Annotated in this window: 7 protein-coding genes; 5 read left to right on the top strand and 2 right to left on the bottom strand. The window is 29.3% G+C overall.

The genetic code is table 11. From position 1 onward, the window contains the following. Window positions 1-89: 89 nt before the first annotated feature. Window positions 90-5,222, top strand: a complete 5,133-nt coding sequence (locus tag MBFIL_RS06345; RefSeq protein WP_066972694.1) for a beta strand repeat-containing protein — start codon at window positions 90-92, stop codon at window positions 5,220-5,222. Then, window positions 5,173-7,671 (top strand): DUF11 domain-containing protein, encoded by a 2,499-nt coding sequence (locus tag MBFIL_RS06340; protein ID WP_157078704.1) that lies wholly within the window; start codon window positions 5,173-5,175, stop codon window positions 7,669-7,671. Before MBFIL_RS06345 ends, MBFIL_RS06340 begins: the two co-directional genes overlap by 50 nt. Window positions 7,672-8,009: 338 nt before the next feature. Here MBFIL_RS06340 and MBFIL_RS06335 read toward each other — a convergent pair whose 3' ends face one another. Next, complete coding sequence (locus MBFIL_RS06335; RefSeq protein WP_084266331.1) at window positions 8,010-11,561, bottom strand: DUF11 domain-containing protein; 3,552 nt, start codon at window positions 11,559-11,561, stop codon at window positions 8,010-8,012. Window positions 11,562-11,766: 205 nt separating this feature from the next. Then, complete coding sequence (locus MBFIL_RS06330) at window positions 11,767-12,051, bottom strand: hypothetical protein (protein ID WP_066972679.1); 285 nt, start codon at window positions 12,049-12,051, stop codon at window positions 11,767-11,769. A gap of 917 nt (window positions 12,052-12,968) precedes the next feature. Here MBFIL_RS06330 and MBFIL_RS06325 point away from each other — a divergent pair. The 3 genes from MBFIL_RS06325 (at window position 12,969) to MBFIL_RS06315 (ending at window position 19,257) form a co-directional block, all read left to right on the top strand. Next, complete coding sequence (locus tag MBFIL_RS06325) at window positions 12,969-13,265, top strand: DUF6364 family protein (RefSeq protein WP_066972676.1); 297 nt, start codon at window positions 12,969-12,971, stop codon at window positions 13,263-13,265. 2 nt (window positions 13,266-13,267) lie between these two features. After that, window positions 13,268-13,672, top strand: coding sequence for a type II toxin-antitoxin system VapC family toxin (locus tag MBFIL_RS06320; protein ID WP_066972673.1), 405 nt, complete (start codon window positions 13,268-13,270; stop codon window positions 13,670-13,672). A 1,118-nt stretch (window positions 13,673-14,790) separates the two neighbouring features. After that, on the top strand, window positions 14,791-19,257 hold the full coding sequence (locus tag MBFIL_RS06315) for a beta strand repeat-containing protein (protein ID WP_066972670.1): 4,467 nt from the start codon (window positions 14,791-14,793) through the stop codon (window positions 19,255-19,257). The last annotated feature ends 73 nt before the right edge of the window (window positions 19,258-19,330 follow it).

Raw genomic sequence — 19,330 nt, 5'->3', positions numbered from 1 at the left:
GGAATAACATTACATCAAGTGTAAACCTCACAATTCAGGGTAATGGTGCAAGAAACACAGTAACTATAGATGCAGTAAAACTTGGAAAAATGTTTAATATTACAGGTACACGAAGTAATGTAACATTCACAAACTTAACATTTATAAATGGTGGTAATACTGTTAATGGTAGTGCTATATCTGTTTATAATTATTCTAAAATAACAATAATAAATTGTAATTTCACAGGTAATTTTGTTACCAATAATGCTGGTTTTGGTGGAGCTATTTATAGTAGTTATAGTAATATTAGTATCTCTAATTCATATTTTATTCGAAATAATGCTAATAGTACTAGTTCTTATGACAGTTATGGTTGGGGTAGTGCTCTTTATGGTGTACGTAGTAATATTACTATCAATGCTTCTTCTTTTAATAATAATAATGGTCGTAGTGGTGCTCTTTATGGTTCATACTGTAATATTAATGTGAATAGTTCTAACTTCACTAGTAACAATGCTACTTATGGTGGTGCTGCTTATATTGATAATACTACTAATCTTACTGTGAATAATTCTATTTTTAATAGTAATAAAGCTGCTAGTTATGGTGGTGCTATTCTTAATGAATACAATGGTATTCTTAATGTAAACAATTCTAACTTCACAAATAATGTTGCACCTGAAGGTGGTGCTATTAGTGGTAATTATAATACTCGACTTATTGTGAATAATTCTAATTTCATTGGTAATAATGCTAGTAGTTATGGCGGTGCTATTTCTATTGATGTTTCTACTACTGGTAATATAAGTAGGTCTAATATCACAGGTAATAAAGGGGGTATTGGTGGAGCTATTTATGTCTATAGTACTGCTAGTCTTAATATCACTGGTTCTAATATTGTTAATAATTCTGGAACTACTGCTGGAGGAATATACACTGGCGGTAACATGGTTTTAAATTACAGTAGGTTATACAACAATAGTGGATATGCTTTGTACAGATCAGCAGGTTCAGTAACTGCTAATTTTAATTGGTGGGGACAGAATAACCTCACTGGTTTGACTAGTGGTACTATCACTATTACTAATTATTATGTTATGAAACTTTATGTAAATGGTGTTAATGTTACAAATGAAACTCTTAATAATCTTACTATTAATTATACTTCTAACACAGCCTTTAATCTTAGCTATAACTTTATATTAAATAACTCTGCTGTTGCTAATACTCCTGGAAACTTACCTTCTTTTAATGTTAGTGTTTCTATTGGTAGTGCTAATACTGGTAATTCAGTAGTTTATAATGGCGAAGCTCGTACTAGTTCTTATAACTGGACTAACATTGTTGTAACTTTGTCTAATCAATCTGCTAATATTAAGGTTAGTGGAGATAAGGTGAATTCCATTCTTGAGGTTCGTGCTTTAACTCCTTCTTATACTATGGGAACATATGTTAACTCTTCAATAAGTACTGGTAGCTTTGATGGTAGTAGCTGGAACAATGCAGTCAAAAACATTTCTTCTGCTTTAGATATTATTAAACAGTTTAATTTAACCCAAGTTGTGATTCACATTGCTGGTTCAAATTTAGGTGGTGCTATTAACTATATTGGAGTTGGAGTGAACACAAACTTAACAATAAATAACACATATAACAATTTAACCCTTAGTGGCGAGTTTGGTTCTCCTGTTATTGATGCTCAGAAACTATCACAGATATTCCATATTAGTGCTAACAATGTTACTATTGCTAATATTACTTTTATTAATGGTTATACTTCATTAGATGGTGGTGCTATTTATAATAATGGTACTAATTTTAGTGTGACTAATTCTACTTTCACTAATAATAATGCTAGTTATGGTGGTGCTATTTATAATTATAATTATAATGGTGGTAATGTTAGTGTGAGGAGTTCTAGTTTTAGTGGTAATAATGCTAGTTATGGTGGTGCTATTTATAATCTTGCTAGTGTTAATTTTAGTGTGAGTAATTCTAATTTTATTGGTAATAATGCTATTGGTGGCGGTGCTATTAATAATTATATTTATGGTGTTAATTTTAGTGTGATTAATTCTACTTTCACAGGAAATAATGCTAATGGTGGTGGTGCTATTCTTAATGAGAATGGTGTTAATTTTAGTGTGATTAATTCTAGCTTCACTAATAATAATGCTAGTTATGATGGTGGTGCTATTTATAATGCTGGTGTTAATTTTATTGTGATTAATTCTAGTTTTATTGGTAATAATGCTAGTTATGAGGGTGGTGCTATTAATGATGGAGGGTATGATTTTAGTGTGATTAATTCTAGTTTTATTGGTAATAATGCTAGTGCTGGTGGTGCTATTTGTCATAGTGGTGTTAATTTTAGTGTGATTAATTCTAGTTTTATTGGTAATAATGCTAGTTATGAGGGTGGTGCTATTTATAATATTAAGGGTGATGGTTTTAGTGTGATTAATTCTAGTTTTATTGGTAATAATGCTAGTGCTGGTGGTGTTAGTTATAATGTTATTACTTATGATGGGGGTGTTAATTTTAGTGTGATTAATTCTAGTTTTATTGGTAATAATGCTGGTTATGGTGGTGCTATTTATAATATGTGTGTTAATTTTACTGTTAGCAATTCTTCATTTTCTAATAATACTCATGCAGCTATTTATACATTAAATAATCAGACTTTTATTGATAATAATTCATTTGAGGGTAATGATGCTGTTTTAGGATTTGGTTTCAATGATTCATTTATTAATTTAAATAGCTATTTACTAAGTAATAATATTATAATTAATAATGATATTGTTTTACTTGTGGATGGTTCTAGGAATAATATTTCTAATGGTTCAATTATTGGAAATAATAACTCAAGAGGAATATTTGTAAATGGTCATAACAACACTTTCTCTAACATTACAATAGCTAATTTAAAAGTTGGTTTGACTTTTAATACAACTAACGGCGGTAATATAATAAGTAATGCTACATTTTATGGTAATGGGGTAGGTATATCGGTGTTAGGTTCTAATGATACTGTTATGAGTTCAACTATAGTTAATAATACTATTGGTATTAATGTAACTGGAAATAGTAGTATTGTTCAGTATAATCGTATTTATAATAATACTTTGGGACTTAATAATTCTGGTACTAATCTTAATGTTAACTTTAATTGGTGGGGATTAAATGATGTTACTGGCAAGTATACAAATAATGGTGCTGATTTCAACTTGACATATTGGTATGTTCTTGAACTTTCATTGAATAATACATTTTACACAACTATAAATGCAACAAGGAATTATACAAAAAACACTCTAGCAACCTTATCTTACAGACTAACCTTAAACAATCTAACTACTAATATTACTAATGATCCAAGTTTATTACCTAACTTTACAGTAGAAGTATTACTTAGAAACAGTACAAATACTGTTAATAGTAGTAATGGGGATATAAGGACACTCACATTTGCACAAGTTGTAATGTTAAATGATACTAATCTTCAATCATCAATTAATGCTTTAGCAGATAATGAGAATATTGTTCTTATTATTGATGCTGATCCTCTTGTTAATCTTACTATTGTTAAAGAGGCTAATGTGACTAATGTTTTGAATAACGATACTATCCAATTCACAATAACTATAACTAATAATGGGACTGACTTCGCATCTAATGTTACTTTTACTGATTTGTTGAATAATGGTTTTAAGCTTCTTAATTGGACTGGAGGTTCATATAATAGCACAACAGGAATTTGGACTGTTGGAGATATTGCAGGTAAAACAAATGTAACATTACAAATGATTGTTCAAGCTATTAAATCAGGAACAATAAACAACACTGCAGGTAATGTAACAGCTATTGAAGCGCTTGTTGATCCAAATATAAACTCCACAGTAACAATAAATGTCGCACCAGCAGTTAATCTAAACATTACCAAAGTATCAAATATAACTGGCTTTAATACATCTCATCTAGGAGAGCACGTTAATTATACCATAACTGTTAAAAATAATGGTTTAGACACTGGAACAAATGTACAGGTACATGATATATTGAACTCTAAAATAACCTACTTTAATTACACTTCTTCAGTAGGTATTTATGATCATAATACTGGTTTATGGAGTATTGGAACACTAAATGTTAATCAAACAGCTACACTTGAAATTGAAGTTATAATAGTTAGTTTAGGAACAATAGAAAATGTTGCAAATGTAACAGCAAAGGAAACAATCCTTAATGGTAGTAACACTAATGCAAGCACAACAATTCATGTAGGTCCTTTAAACAGTACTTTAGTTATTAATCATATTGTGGATGCTAAGGTGAATAGTAGTGTTAGTATTAATGGTACTTTGTTGGATGAGAAAGGTGCTCCAGTTAGTGGTGTTAGTATTAATTTGACTGTTAATAATGTTATGTATAATGCTACTACTAATGCAAATGGTAATTGGAATATTACTTATCATGTGATTTCAACTGGGCGTATTAATGTTGTTGCTGAGTTTGCTGGTAATGCTAATTACATTAGTGCTGCTAACTCAACTTATTTTAATGGTTTGGCTTTAAACAGTACTTTAGTTATTAATCCTATTGTGGATGCTAAGGTGAATAGTAGTGTTAGTATTAATGGTAGTTTGTTGGATGAGAAAGGTGCTCCAGTCAGTGGTGTTAGTATTAATTTGACTGTTAATAATGTTATGTATAATGTTATTACTGATGCCAGTGGTAAGTGGAGCATTGTTTATCCTGTGGGTTCAACTGGACGTATTAATGTTGTTGCTGATTTTGTGGGTGATGTTAATCATACTGGTGCTGCTAACTCAACTTATTTTAATGGTTTAGCTTTAAACAGTACTTTGATTATTAATCATATTGTGGATATTAAGGTGAATAGTAGTGTTGGTATTAATGGTAGTTTGTTGGATGAGAGAGGTGCTCCAGTTAGTGGTGTTAGTATTAATTTGACTGTTAATAATGTTAATTATAGTGTTACTACTGATGCCAGTGGTAAGTGGAATATTAGTTATTTTGTAGGTTCAACTGGGCGTATTAATGTTGTTGCTGAGTTTGTGGGTGATGTTAATCATACTGGTGCTGTTAATTCAACTTATTTTAATGGTTTGGCTTTAAACAGTACTTTGATTATTAATCCTATTGCGGATGCTAAGGTGAATAGTAGTGTTAGTATTAATGGTACTTTGTTGGATGAGAAGGGTTGTTCCGATTAGTGGTGTTATTGTTAATTTGGTTGTCAATGATGTTGCTTATAATGTTACTACTGATGTCAGTGGTAAATGGAGTATTACTTATCTTGTGAGTTCGAATGGTGTTATTAATGTTGTTGCTGACTTTGTTGGTAATAGTAATTATACTGGTGCTGTTAATACAACTTATTTCAATGGAGCAGCTTTAAATAGCACACTAATTATTAATCATGTTGTGGATACTAAGGTGAATAGTAGTGTTAGTATTAATGGTAGTTTGTTAGATGAGAAGGGTGTTCCGATTAGTAATGTAAAGGTTGTTGTGACTGTTAAGGGTGTTATTTATAATGTTACTACTGATGTCAGTGGTAAGTGGAGTATTACTTATCTTGTAGGTTCAACTGGATTATTTAATGTTGTTGCTATCTTTAATGGTAATACTAATCATGCTGCTGCTGGAAATGAAACAAGTTTTAATGGAGTTTCTTTGAATAGTACTTTGATTATTAATCATGTTGTGGATGCTAAGGTGAATAGTAGTGTTAGTATTAATGGTAGTTTGTTGGATGAGAAGGGTGTTCCGATTAGTAATGTAAAGGTTGTTGTGACTGTTAATGGTGTTGTTTATAGTGCTACTACTGATGTCAGTGGTAAGTGGAGTATTATTTATCTTGTAGGTTCAACTGGACGTATTAATGTTGTTGCTGAGTTTGTGGGTAATGTTAATTATGTTGCTGCTGTAAATAGCACTAGTTTTAATGGTTTGCCTTTGAATAGTACTTTGATTATTAATCATGTTGTGGATGCTAAGGTGAATAGTAGTGTTAGTATTAATGGTAGTTTGTTGGGTGAGAAGGGTGTTCCGGTTAGTAATGTAAAGGTTGTTGTGACTGTTAATGGTGTTGTTTATAGTGTTACTACTGATGTCAGTGGTAAGTGGAGTATTAGTTATTTTGTAGGTTCAACTGGGCGTATTAATGTTGTTGCTGAGTTTGTGGGTAATGTTAATTATGTTGCTGCTGTAAATAGCACTAGTTTTAATGGTTTGCCTTTGAATAGTACTTTGATTATTAATCATGTTGTGGATGCTAAGGTGAATAGTAGTGTTAGTATTAATGGTAGTTTGTTGGGTGAGAAGGGTGTTCCGATTAGTAATGTAAAGGTTGTTGTGACTGTTAGTGGTGTTAATTATAATGCTACTACTGATGCCAGTGGTAAATGGAGTATTACTTATCTTGTAGGTTCAACTGGACTATTTAATGTTCTTGCTGTCTTCGATGGAAATGATAAGTATGTTAGTGCTACTAACAGTACTACTTTTATTGTGACTAACAATGTAAATATTAGTATTGTTAAAATAGCTAGCATTAATGGAATTAGTAATAGTGCTAAGGGTCATGTTGGAGATATTGTGATTTATACCATCAATGTAGTGAACAATGGTGTTATTGATGCTACTGGAGTTCTTGTAACTGAAATAATAGACAGTACTAAGTTGAAATTTAATAAAGCATCTGTAACACAAGGATCTTATAATAATATTAATGGATTATGGACTATTGACGGGCTTGCAGCTGGTGAAACCGTAACACTTACAATCAATGCTACTATAATAGCTATAGGTAACATTAGTAATTCTGCTAATGTTTCAGCAAGTGGAAATAATACTAATAGCAACAATAGTAGTTCAGTAACTATTGTCTCAGTTGCAATTCCAACCCAAATCAATACATTAAATGTGATAGTGGCTGTTGATAATTCTGTTAAACTTGAATCTATTTTAAAAGATAGTAATGGTAAATCTATTGATGATAAAGAGGTTAAATTCTATGTTAATGGAAAACTTATCGGAACGGCTGTTACTGATGTAAAAGGTGTAGTTTACTTTAAATATACTCCAACAAAAACAGGCACATTAACTTACACTTCATCCTTCACTGATCCTATAGGGTTTTATGATTATTCAACATCAACGTCTACTATAACTGTAACTAAAGATAATATCACTTTAACCACTAAATTACCATCTGGATATGTTGGAGATAAAAAAACAATAAAAATCAAAGCTACCAGTGAAAGTAAGACAGTTCCAAACAAAACATTTACAGTCTATATAAATGGTAAAAAAATAGGTAATTATAAAACTAATAATAAAGGTGAATTTACTATAAAAACCACACTTAAAAGTTTAAATAAATTACAAATTAAGTTCGCTGGAGACAATAAATACAATAAATTGTCTAAAACTTACACCTACATTGCTAAATCTAAAGAAAAAACAATCACTATTATATACTATGCTAAAACCAAATATAGTAAACCTGTAAATTTGAAGGCTAAATTAACTACTATTAAAGGAAAAGTATTAGCTGGTAAATACATTAAATTCTATGTTGCAGGAAAATATGTTGGAAAATCTAAAACAAATAAAAAAGGAATAGCTATCTTAAAATATACTCCTAAAAAGAGATAGTACTCTTACTTTTTTAACATCTCAATATTGTATAGATATATTGTAAAAATCTAAATGTATTTTATTTTTTTAAATGTATTTAGTAGGTTCTTTAGCTATTAAATTAAATATTAATACTTAAATTAGAAATTTAAACTAATAACGTGTTAATAGATTCAATTTCATTTTAAAAATAAAAAAATAAATTAATGTAATATAATTTAATTAAGATTAATCATAACTCAATTTAACCAATTTATATAAAATAAGAAAAATAAAAGCAGGGAATTTAAGTTCCCTTAGTTATAGTTGTATTTTAAATTTAGTAGTATTTGTTTGTGTAAATTACTTAGGGTTATCTATGGTAATTTAGAACCTGCGGAGTAGTATACTCCGTTAACAATTGTACCTCCTGCGGGGGCATAACTAGTTGAGCTACTTGAAGATGATCCACTACTTGAGGTTGGTTTACTTGAGGATGAGCTACTGCTTGAGGATCCACTGCTTGAGGATGAGCTACTGCTACTGCTTGAGGATCCACTGCTTGAGGATGAGCTACTGCTACTGCTTGAGGACGGTAATTTAGAACCTGCGGAGTAGTATACTCCGTTAACTATTGTGCCGCCTGCTGGAGCGTAACTAGTTGAGCTACTTGAGGATGGTATTGTAGAACCTGGAGAGTAGTATACTCCGTTAACTATTTGACCGGTTGATGTTGTAGTGCCGCTGCTTGAGGATCCACTTGAGGATCCACTGCTTGATGACCCAGTACTTGAGGATCCTGTACTGCTAGTTGCATAAACAGGTACATATGTTATATATCCAGTACAGTAATCAATAACTACTTCATAACAAATAGGTGTTGATGTACTTGTGGTTGTTGTACTTGTAGTTGAAGTTTTATAAACTGGTCTATATTGACCTGTAGGATTTCCACATTCATCGAGAATAGGTTCATAATGGTCAACATTTGATTGGTTAACATGTGTTACGTTACCTGATTCAGTTGGTGTGCTTGGTGGTGTAGTGACTGTTTTATTTATTATTATAACAACTGCTGTAGCATTGTTGTTGTTATAGTTAGTTTCTTCTTCATTACCACTTACATTGACTTTATTAGTCCATGTTCCTGTGGTTTTTGCTTTAACAATTATTTTTAAGGTTACAGATTCTCCAACATTTAAGTCCCCTATGTTCCATATTCCAGAGGAGTATGTTCCAGTACTTGTGGAATAGCTAGAGTATGTAACTCCACTTGGTAATACATCAGTTATTTTAACTCCAGTCGCATTACTTGGACCATTGTTTTTTACAGTTATTGTATAACCTATGGTATCTCCAACATATACAGTTGAAACATTAGCTGATTTAGTTATTGCAAGATCTATATTGTTTTTAATAACAATGGTTGCATTATCATTATTGTTATTGTAGTTGGTTTCATTTTGATCACCACTTACATTGACTTTATTAGTCCATGTTCCTGTGGTCTGTGCTTTAACAATTATTTGTAATGTTACTGATTCTCCGATTTTCAAGTTTCCTATGTTCCATATTCCAGAGGAGTATGTTCCATTACTTGTGGAATAATTAGAGTATATAAGTGAGCTGTTGACCATATTCAATATGTTGTTGATTAAGGATGATGTATCCATTATTCTGGTACTTGGGGTGGTTGGGGTGTTATTTGTGGAATAGCTAGTGTATGTTCCAGTACTTGTGGAATAGCTAGAGTATGTAACTCCACTTGGTAATATTTCGCTTACTTTAACTCCAGTTGCATCTTCTGGACCATTGTTTATTACAGTTATTGTATAAGTTATACTGTCTCCAAGATTTACACTTGAAGCATTAGCTGATTTAGTTATTGCAAGATCTATAAGATGATCTTTGATAACAACACTTACATTATTTTCGTTGTTTGTGTATGTTGTTTCATTTTCTTTAGCACTTACATTGACTTTGTTGGTGTAGGTACCTGGGTTACCATTAGCTGTTACAATTAAATCTAAGGTTACACTTGTACCATATGGTAAGCTTCCTACAGTCCATAAATTATCTGCTTGTGAGAATGTTCCTCTAGAAGGATTTGCACTTTGATAAGTGAATCCATTAGGTAATACTTCACTTAATTTAACATTTGTAGCATCATTTGGACCATTGTTTTTTACAGTTATTGTATAATGAACAAGATCTCCTGAGTATAATTCAGTTATATTTGCAACTTTGATTACTTGGATATCTACTATTGGTTCTAAAACTTCAACAGTTTCATTATCAACATTATTTTTATAATCGAGTTCTTCTTCAGCAGCTTCTACACTAACAATATTTGTGTAGTTACCTTGTTTAGTGTCAGCTTTAAGTACTAAGTTTAATACTCCACTTACACCTACACCTAGGTTTGCTATAGTCCATATTTTAGTGTTTTTGTTGTAATTTCCACGACTAGCTGTGTGGCTAACATATGTGAATCCATTAGGAAGAATTTCTGAAACTTTAACTTGTGTTGCTTTTTCTGGACCGTTATTAAGAACAGTTATAGCAAAGTCAACTAATTCTCCTTGAAGTACTTGGGTTACATTTGCAACTTTAGTTATTACAATGTCTACTCCAGTGTAAACTTCGATTGTTGCGTTTGCTTCGTTGTTAGTTAAATCAGATTCTTCTTGTGCTCCACTTACATTAACTATGTTAACATAATTTCCTGGATTAGCATTAGCTATAACTATTAATTCTAATGTTGCGGTATCTCCATTAGCTAATTTTCCAATATTCCATATTTTAGTGTTTTTGTTATATGTTCCTAGATCTGCGGTGTAGCTATCAAATTTAAATCCATCAGGCATAATGTCTGATACTTTAACTTGTGTTGCATTCTGTGGACCATTATTTTTAACAGTTATAGTGTAAGCAACTTTCTTACCTTTAAGTACTCTAGTTTCGTTAGCAACTTTAGTTATTGCAAGGTCTATTGCAGTGTAAACTTCGATTGTTGCCTTTGCTTCGTTATTAGTTAAATCAGTTTCATTTTGTGCTCCACTTACATTAACTATGTTAACATAGGTGCCTGGGTTTCCATTAATTATGAATATAATGTTTAATGTTGCAGTAGAACCATTAGCTAATTTTCCAATGTTCCATACTTTATTATTTTTGTTATATGTTCCAACATCTGCAGTGTAGTTATCAAACTTGAATCCTTCAGGTACAAGGTCTGATACTTTAACTTGTGTTGCATCTTGGGGACCGTTATTTGTAACGGTTATAGTATAATTTACTTGTTGACCTTTAATAACTTTAGTTTCATTAGCTGATTTAGCTATTGCAAGATCTATTGTAGGTATAAGTGTTAATTTCTCTTTACTAATGTTATGTGGAGTATAATCAAATATTAACATTGCTTGGGTTGTTGATCCAGTACTCTTTCCTGGTTTTGCCATACGGAAAATAAATTCATTGTATGTTTCAGTAGTAATTGTTGAATTGTATGTAGATCCATTAATTATTTTTGTATCTGAAATAACTGAAACTACTTTCTTTGTGGAGTTCACTTTGTAGTTATCTGCATATGATTTATTTGCTATGGTTGGGTTTTCACTGATTTTCCATACTTCTTTTTGAAAATCATTTTTCTTAGTAAGGTTATTAGATATTTCATCATTGTAATTTGCAACAATGTATTCAATAACTCCTTGTTTTGTATTAATTCTATTGGCTATTTCTAATGTATCACCATTTTTAACACTTTCCTTTTCTTCTACACACATATAGTCATAGTTTCGATTATCTGTTAAACTTGTAACAGTATGATCTTCATTTATCGTGACTTCCTCAGCAAACACTGTTGATGGAAGTATAAACACGAATAAAATCGCCACTATGGCAAATATTAGATATTTATTCTTCATATTATCATTTCACCAGTTATAAAAATATATTATATATTAAATTTAATTAATTTAAGATTTCTATTATAAGTCAGTTATAATAAAATAATTTGTTTTAAATCAATATTTGTTCAAATATTTGTATATTTAACTTAATTCTAGTTTATTCTTAAATTTTATTTGTTAAATATTCAAATATGGTATTTTTAACTCTATTTGTTGTAATTTATTTAATTTTTTGTTTATCTGTCTGATTGTATTGTTTTGCATTTAATTTTGGGTGTTTGTCTGTCTGATTGTATTGTTTTGCATTTAATTTTGGGTGTTTGTTTGTCTGATTGTATTGTTTTGCATTTAATTTTGGGTGTTTGTTTGTCTGATTGTATTGTTTTGCATTTAATTTTGGGTGTTTGTTTGTCTGATTGTATTGTTTTGCATTTAATTTTGGGTGTTTGTCTGTCTGATTGTATTGTTTTGCATTTAATTTTGGTGTTTGTCTGTTTGGTTGCATTGTATTGCATTTAAATTCTATTTTTATTGATATCTTAAATTTATTAAATTTAAACTGATTTATAATAAATATTATATAATATGATTAATTATTTGCAATCATTAAATGAAATTTATAATCACATGCTTGTCTAAAAAGTTAGTAAAAGACTATAAATAGCTATACTCTCTAATACTATCTAATTAAACATATTATTCTCATATACTACAAATGATATATTGCTTCTTTTAAATTGATCCAATATATTAATTAATTATAATGAATAGATTAGGGACTTTAAATTAAAAAAGTTCATATTTGGCTCAAGTAGAAGTATTATTCCTATAAAAAGAGGATATTAGAAAATGGATAGTTGGGGGTTGATAAATGAATTATTTTTATTTTGAATTGTTATTTGTTTATATTTATGAGATCGTAATAACTATGATCTTATTAATTCCTTTATAAATTATATAAATAATTAGGTACTTAATTATAAAATAATATCATAGCTATTTTTTCTAAATTAATAAATCATATATATCATTAACTTAAAATTAATTGAAAGTATTACCTCATTGCTTTAAAGTAACATTAACATTAATTTCTAGCATGAAATATAACAATTTAATTTTTACTCTTACTAATTTCTAAACATTACAATCTAATTTTCGTAGTTACACATATTTAAGTGTTTCCATAATATACAAACTATATATCTTGTGAATCAAAATCCCATGAAATGTACATGAAATATATTAATTACAATGAATATAAACGAACTAATTATCATTATATTAACTAATCATTGTTATATCACAACTATAATTATTAAAAATATGATTTCATCTTAAAATCATATAACCATTTATATATGCTTAATCATAATATATGTATAAATAAAAATTGAATATACTTATAATTTTAAGGTGTTAAAAATGGAGACTAAAAATAGGTTAAGAACTACTTTAAATCTTGATAAAGACATTATTAAGTCTATTAAAATCATAGCAGCAAATAAAAATTCTACACAAACTGAAATAATAAATGAATATCTTAAAAAAGGTTTAGAATCAGAAGATGAAAAAAATAAAATACCTCAGTATTTAATAGCTAACAAAAATACTTTTAACCCTGACCCTGAAAGAAGAATGAAATTTGCAGGAATCATTAAAACAAAAAAACCATTTAATACCTCTAAAGCATTAGATGAAGTAAGAAAAATGGAGTATTGACCATGATTTTTTTGGATGCTAGTTTTTTAATTAATTTCTATGTTGAAAACAACAAATATCATAAAAGAGCAGGTGAAATATTAAAATCTATTGGAAATGAAAATTTATTAATCTCTAAACTTGTAATAATGGAAGTAATTACAGTTATGAATATTAAATTAAAACAAGATTCTAAATTAATATCAAAGGTTTATGAAGAGTTAAATAATAACTATACAATTCTAATTGATAATGATTTTTATGATAAAGGATTAGAAATACTTAGTAAATCATTAAAAGAAAATAAAAAAAGATTACCTTTATTTGATTGTGTTTATATGGCATTAATGCAGGAATTAGGAATAAAAGAAATTGCTACCTTTGATAAACATTTCAATAATGTAGATGGAATAAAAGTGATAAATTAAACAAAAAAAGGAATGGTCTGGTTCATGACGTTTTAGTAATTTGTTAAAATAAAAATATCAAATAATGAGCTACTATAATAATAAATTAATTAACAGTTTAACTTAATTCAACTAAAATAATATGCTTCTGTGAATAATTTTATCATTTTTTTTCACAAATATATTTTCATAACATATACGTATAATCTATTGTATAATTTTTTTTATCAAATATATTTTTATTAGTGGATTTAAAGAATTTTAGATTCTAATATATATTATTTTTGAGTTTACTTAATTTTTAGCTGTTACAATAGAATTTTTTTATACAGTATAAAAAATTTTATACAATTCTTTTATTTGACTTTATTTTTTCTTTAAACACTTCATTTTCTGCTGTATTCCTTTTTATCTTATTTTTTATTTTTATTTTTAGCTATTTACTTCTTTAGTTTCTTTATTTTATTATTAATATTTTTATTATCTTTTAATAGCTATTTTATAATTATTTAAACAGTTATAGCTATTTTTAGCAAGTTTTCATTTTTTCACTATTTTGGGCTAGTTCGATATATACTAAACTATCAATTTATACCTATTTTGTTAGAGTTTAATAAAACATTATTTTTAATGTATTTTGTTTTATTTTTTATAATATTATTGCTTATTTTAATATGTTTCATGGCTTTTTTTAAACAATAAATATAATATCTTATTTATTTTTTAATCCAAAATAGCTTTTGATCAAACTTAATTTATTAAGTTAGAAATCCTTGATTTCTTTAAATCACAGATTTTAAAGTTAGAAAAGGATTTTTTTTATCTTTTTGTTTCTTAAACTTAATTTATTAAGTTAGAAAATCTTTGATTTTCTGAACTTTTATTTCTAAATGAAATTTAGAGAAAATCTTTGTTTTATCCTTTTAAAAAGTTTTTTAAAAAGTTTATTTCATAATTATTATACAATATAATTTCATAATTATAATATTATTTCTATTAATAGAAACATTTATATATAACTAAAACTAACTATTCTTAATGTGTGTATAATATTTGGTTTATTTTAAAAGCTTATAATTGTCAAATATTATATGCATGTTATTTAAATTTGTAAATAATTAATTAGGAGGTTTATTTTCATGCAAAACAAAAATATAATGGGTCTTAATAAAACAAAAGATTTATTTAAGGTTTTAAGTCATAAAATTCTTAAAATATCTGTTTTATTGTCCATAATAGCTATTTTAGTACTTAGTTTTTCTACTGTTAATGCAGCTGATCTTACATTAACACCTAGTGATTCTATTAATAGTGCTATAAACACTGTCTCAAGTAGTGGTACTGATAATTCCATTACTCTAGGATCTGGAACATATAATAAAAGTAATGATCGTAATAATAACTTAGCATTCTCAAACAAGAATTTAACTATTAAATCAAATGGTGCAGCAAATTCGACCATCATTGATGGAAGGGATAGTGGAAGACTATTCCATATAACTGGATCAAATAATATTATTACTTTTAAGAATATAACATTTAGAAATGGAAGAATAACAGGGGCTTATGGTGGTGCAATATATTCACAAGGTACCAACAATAAAATAACCATAATCGGTTGTATTTTTGAAAACAATAAGGCAGGTTATGGTGGTGCTATTTATAATAGTCGAGGTAACACCTTCAATGTCACTGATTCTATTTTTGATCATAACAATGCTAGTACTTATGGTGGTGGAGCTATTTGGAATGAAGGTAACTTTGTTGTAACTGGTTCTAACTTCACAAATAATTATGGTGTTTATGAAGGTGGTGCTATTAATATTAGGGGTCGTGGTAATCTTAATGTTAGTAAATCTATTTTTATTTCTAACTATGGTGGCTGGGGTGGTGCTATTAATAATGATTACAATACTACCTTAATAATGACCAACTCTACCTGTATAAATAACACTGCTATTGAAGGTGGTGCTATTGACACTGATTTTCAGGGTAATACTACTGTAATTAATTCTACCTTTGTAAACAATGATGCTAGTAGAGGTGGTGCTATGCGTAATATTGGAGGTAGTTATTCTAATGTAATCGGCTCTACTTTTACAAATAATACTGGTAATACTGGTGGAGCTATTTACAATGAAAATTCTTCTTTCAAGGTGGAAAATTCTTCTTTCATTGATAATGAAGCTGCAGATGGTGGAGCTATTAATAATCATCACTATGATTTTACTGTGAAAAATTCTAACTTCACAGGTAATACTGCTAGCTATCATGGTGGTGCTATTTATAATGATTATAATGGTTTTAGTGTGACAGGTTCAAACTTTGTAGGTAACAAAGCTCCCTCAAATGGAGGTGGTGGAATATACAATAAAGGTAGTAATGTGATTGTGAATTATAATCGTTTCTATTTAAACACTAATTATGCTCTACTTACTACTGGATCCGTTAATGCTAACTTCAATTGGTGGGGTGATAATTCCAATCCAACTAGTCACAAAGTAAGCGGTGCAAATATAAATTATTGGTATGTATTAGAATTGTCTTTGAACAACACATTTAAAACAACTGTGGATGCAACAAAAAACTATAATGTTAATCAACATGCTAATTTAAGCTATTATTTAACATTAAATACTCCAACATCTAATAACCCATCTCTATTGCCTTACTTTGAGGTAACTGTTCTTCTTAAAAACAAAACTGGTATTGTTAATAATATAACTGCTGATATCAGAACAACTAATCTAACTTATGATGTTCTTGTTACCAACTCAAACAATTTACATTCAATTAATGCTTTATCTGATGACGAAAATGTTATATTGGCTATTGAAGCTGAAGCAGTGAACTATACAGTCAATGTGAACATTGTTAAGGTAGCGAATGCTAGTGTTGCAAATGTTGGTGATACTGTTGTTTATACTATTACTGTGTCTAATAATGGTTCAACTGATGCTACTGGTGTTGTTGTATCTGATAATTTGGATTATAGTAAATTGCAGTTTGTTAATGCTAGTAGTGTTTCTTATAATTCTGTTACTGGTAAGTGGAATGTTGGTGGTTTGGCTGCTGGTAAGTCTGTGAGTTTGAATATTACTGTTCGTGTTATTGGTGCTGGATCTATTGTGAATGTTGCGAATGTGACTACTAATGAGAATAATACTGGTAATCCTAAAGATAATGTTACTGTTACTGTGAATGGGTCTGTTAATGTTAATATTGTTAAGGTAGCGAATGTTAGTGTTGCAAGTGTTGGTGATACTGTTCTTTACACTATTACTGTGTCTAATAATGGTTCAACTGATGCTACTGGTGTTGTTGTGTCTGATAATTTGGATCATGGTAAATTGCAGTTTGTTAATGCTAGTAGTGTTTCTTATAATTCTGTTACTGGTAAGTGGAATGTTGGTGGTTTGGCTGCTGGTAAGTCTGTGAGTTTGAATATTACTGTTCGTGTTACTGGTGCTGGAGCTATTGTGAATGTTGCGAATGTGACTACTGTTGAGAATAATACTGGTAATCCTAAAGATAATGTTACTGTTAATGTGAATGGTTCTGTTAATGTGAATATTGTTAAGGTAGCGAATGTTAGTGTTGCAAGTGTTGGTGATACTGTTGTTTATACTATTACTGTGTCTAATAATGGTTTGACTAATGCTACTGGTGTTGTTGTGTCTGATAATTTGGATTATGGTAAATTGCAGTTTGTTAATGCTAGTAGTGTTTCTTATAATTCTGTTACTGGTAAGTGGAATGTTGGTGGTTTGGCTGCTGGTAAGAGTGTGAGTTTGAATGTTACTGTTCGTGTTATTGGTGCTGGATCTATTGTGAATGTTGCGAATGTGACTACTAATGAGAATAATACTGGTAATCCTAAAGATAATGTAACTATCACAACAACTGGTACTGTAGATGTTAATATTGTTAAGGTAGCGAATGCAAGTGTTGCAAGTGTTGGTGATACTGTTGTTTATACTATTACTGTGATTAATAATGGTTCAACTGATGCTACTGGTGGTGTTGTGTCTGATAATTTGGATTATGGTAAATTGCAGTTTGTTAATGCTAGTAGTGTTTCTTATAATAGTGTTACTGGTAAGTGGAATGTTGGTGGTTTGGCTGCTGGTAAGAGTGTGAGTTTGAATATTACTGTTCGTGTTATTGGTGCTGGTAGTATTGTGAATGTTGCGAATGTAACTACTAATGAGAATAATACTGGTAATCCTAAAGATAATGTTACTGTTAATGTGGACGGCTCTGTTAATGTTAATATTGTTAAGGTAGCGAATGTTAGTGTTGCAAGTGTTGGTGGTACTGTTGTTTATACTATTACTGTGTCTAATAATGGTTCAAATGATGCTACTGGTGTTGTTGTATCTGATAATTTGGATTATACTAAATTACAGTTTGTTAATGCTAGTAGTGTTTCTTATAATAGTGATATTGGTAAGTGGAATGTTGGTAGTTTGGCTGCAGGTGAAACTGTGAGTTTGAATATTACTGTTCGCATTATTGCTGCTGGAACTATTGTGAATATTGCAAATGTAACAACTAATGAAAATAACAAAGGCAATCCTAAAGATAATGTAACAATCACAACAAATGGTACTGTAGATGTCAATATTGTTAAGGTAGCAAATGTTAGTGTTGCGAATGTTGGTGATACTGTTGTTTACACTATTACTGTGATTAATAATGGTTTAACTAATGCTACTGGTGTTGTTGTAACTGATGGTTTAGATTATAGTAAATTGGCTTTTGTTAATGCTAGTAGTGCTTCTTATAGTAGTGTTACTGGTAAGTGGAATGTTGGTAGTTTGGCTGCAGGTGAAACTGTGAGTTTGAATATTACTGTTCGTATTATTGGTGCTGGAAGTATTGTGAATGTTGCGAATGTGACTACTACTGAGAATAATACTGGTAATCCTAAAGATAATGTAACCATTATTTCAAATAATGATGTTAATGTATCATTAACTAAAGTCTCAAATTCTACAGGTACTTCATATCTTGGAGATAATGTACAGTACACAATAACTGTTACAAATCATGGTTCAACTAATGCAACTGGAGTCTATGTTATTGATAATTTGGATTACAATAAATTACAATTTGTAAATGCAATTCCAAGTATAGGATCATATGATAGTAATACTGGAAAATGGACAATTGGAAACCTCCAACCAGGAGAAATTGCAACCCTAACAATCAACACAATAGTAATCAATACTGGAATAGTAATCAATACTGCAAATGTAAACACTAATGAAACCAATATCAACAACAAAACTAATGGCACTGTTGAATTTAATGCAAGTGAAAATGATGCAGATTTCAAGGACAACATCACTAAAACACCTGATAACAATAACACTAATGTAGTTATAGATAATAATAATCATAACAACAATCCAAAGATAACCATTCCAAATAAAACAATAACTAAAAATCCAAAGATAACTATTCCAAATAAAACAATAACTAAAAATCCAATTAAAGTTAAAGCTAATGGTACAATGAAGAAAACAGGTATTCCAATAATAGCTATTATATTAGTTTTGAGTTTACTTGGTTTAGCTTCAATTAAAAGAAGAAGAAAATAAGTTATTTTTAATAAAATGACTATTTTTATCTATTTTTATTTTTTTTAAGTATATAATGCTCAAAAGTCTTTTT

The sequence above is a fragment of the Methanobrevibacter filiformis genome (assembly GCF_001639265.1).
GTDB lineage: Archaea > Methanobacteriota > Methanobacteria > Methanobacteriales > Methanobacteriaceae > Methanacia > Methanacia filiformis.
Note: the sequence above shows the minus strand (reverse complement) of the source record. Positions and strands in the feature narration are given on the sequence as shown.

Bases quoted from the DNA above. Each gene is read 5' to 3' on its own strand.
- MBFIL_RS06345 (WP_066972694.1), top strand. From the start codon at position 90: ATGTTTAATATTACAGGTACACGAAGTAATGTAACATTCACAAACTTA.
- MBFIL_RS06335 (WP_084266331.1), bottom strand. From the start codon at position 11,561: ATGAAGAATAAATATCTAATATTTGCCATAGTGGCGATTTTATTCGTG.
- MBFIL_RS06330 (WP_066972679.1), bottom strand. From the start codon at position 12,051: ATGCAACCAAACAGACAAACACCAAAATTAAATGCAAAACAATACAAT.
- MBFIL_RS06325 (WP_066972676.1), top strand. From the start codon at position 12,969: ATGGAGACTAAAAATAGGTTAAGAACTACTTTAAATCTTGATAAAGAC.
- MBFIL_RS06320 (WP_066972673.1), top strand. From the start codon at position 13,268: ATGATTTTTTTGGATGCTAGTTTTTTAATTAATTTCTATGTTGAAAAC.
- MBFIL_RS06315 (WP_066972670.1), top strand. From the start codon at position 14,791: ATGCAAAACAAAAATATAATGGGTCTTAATAAAACAAAAGATTTATTT.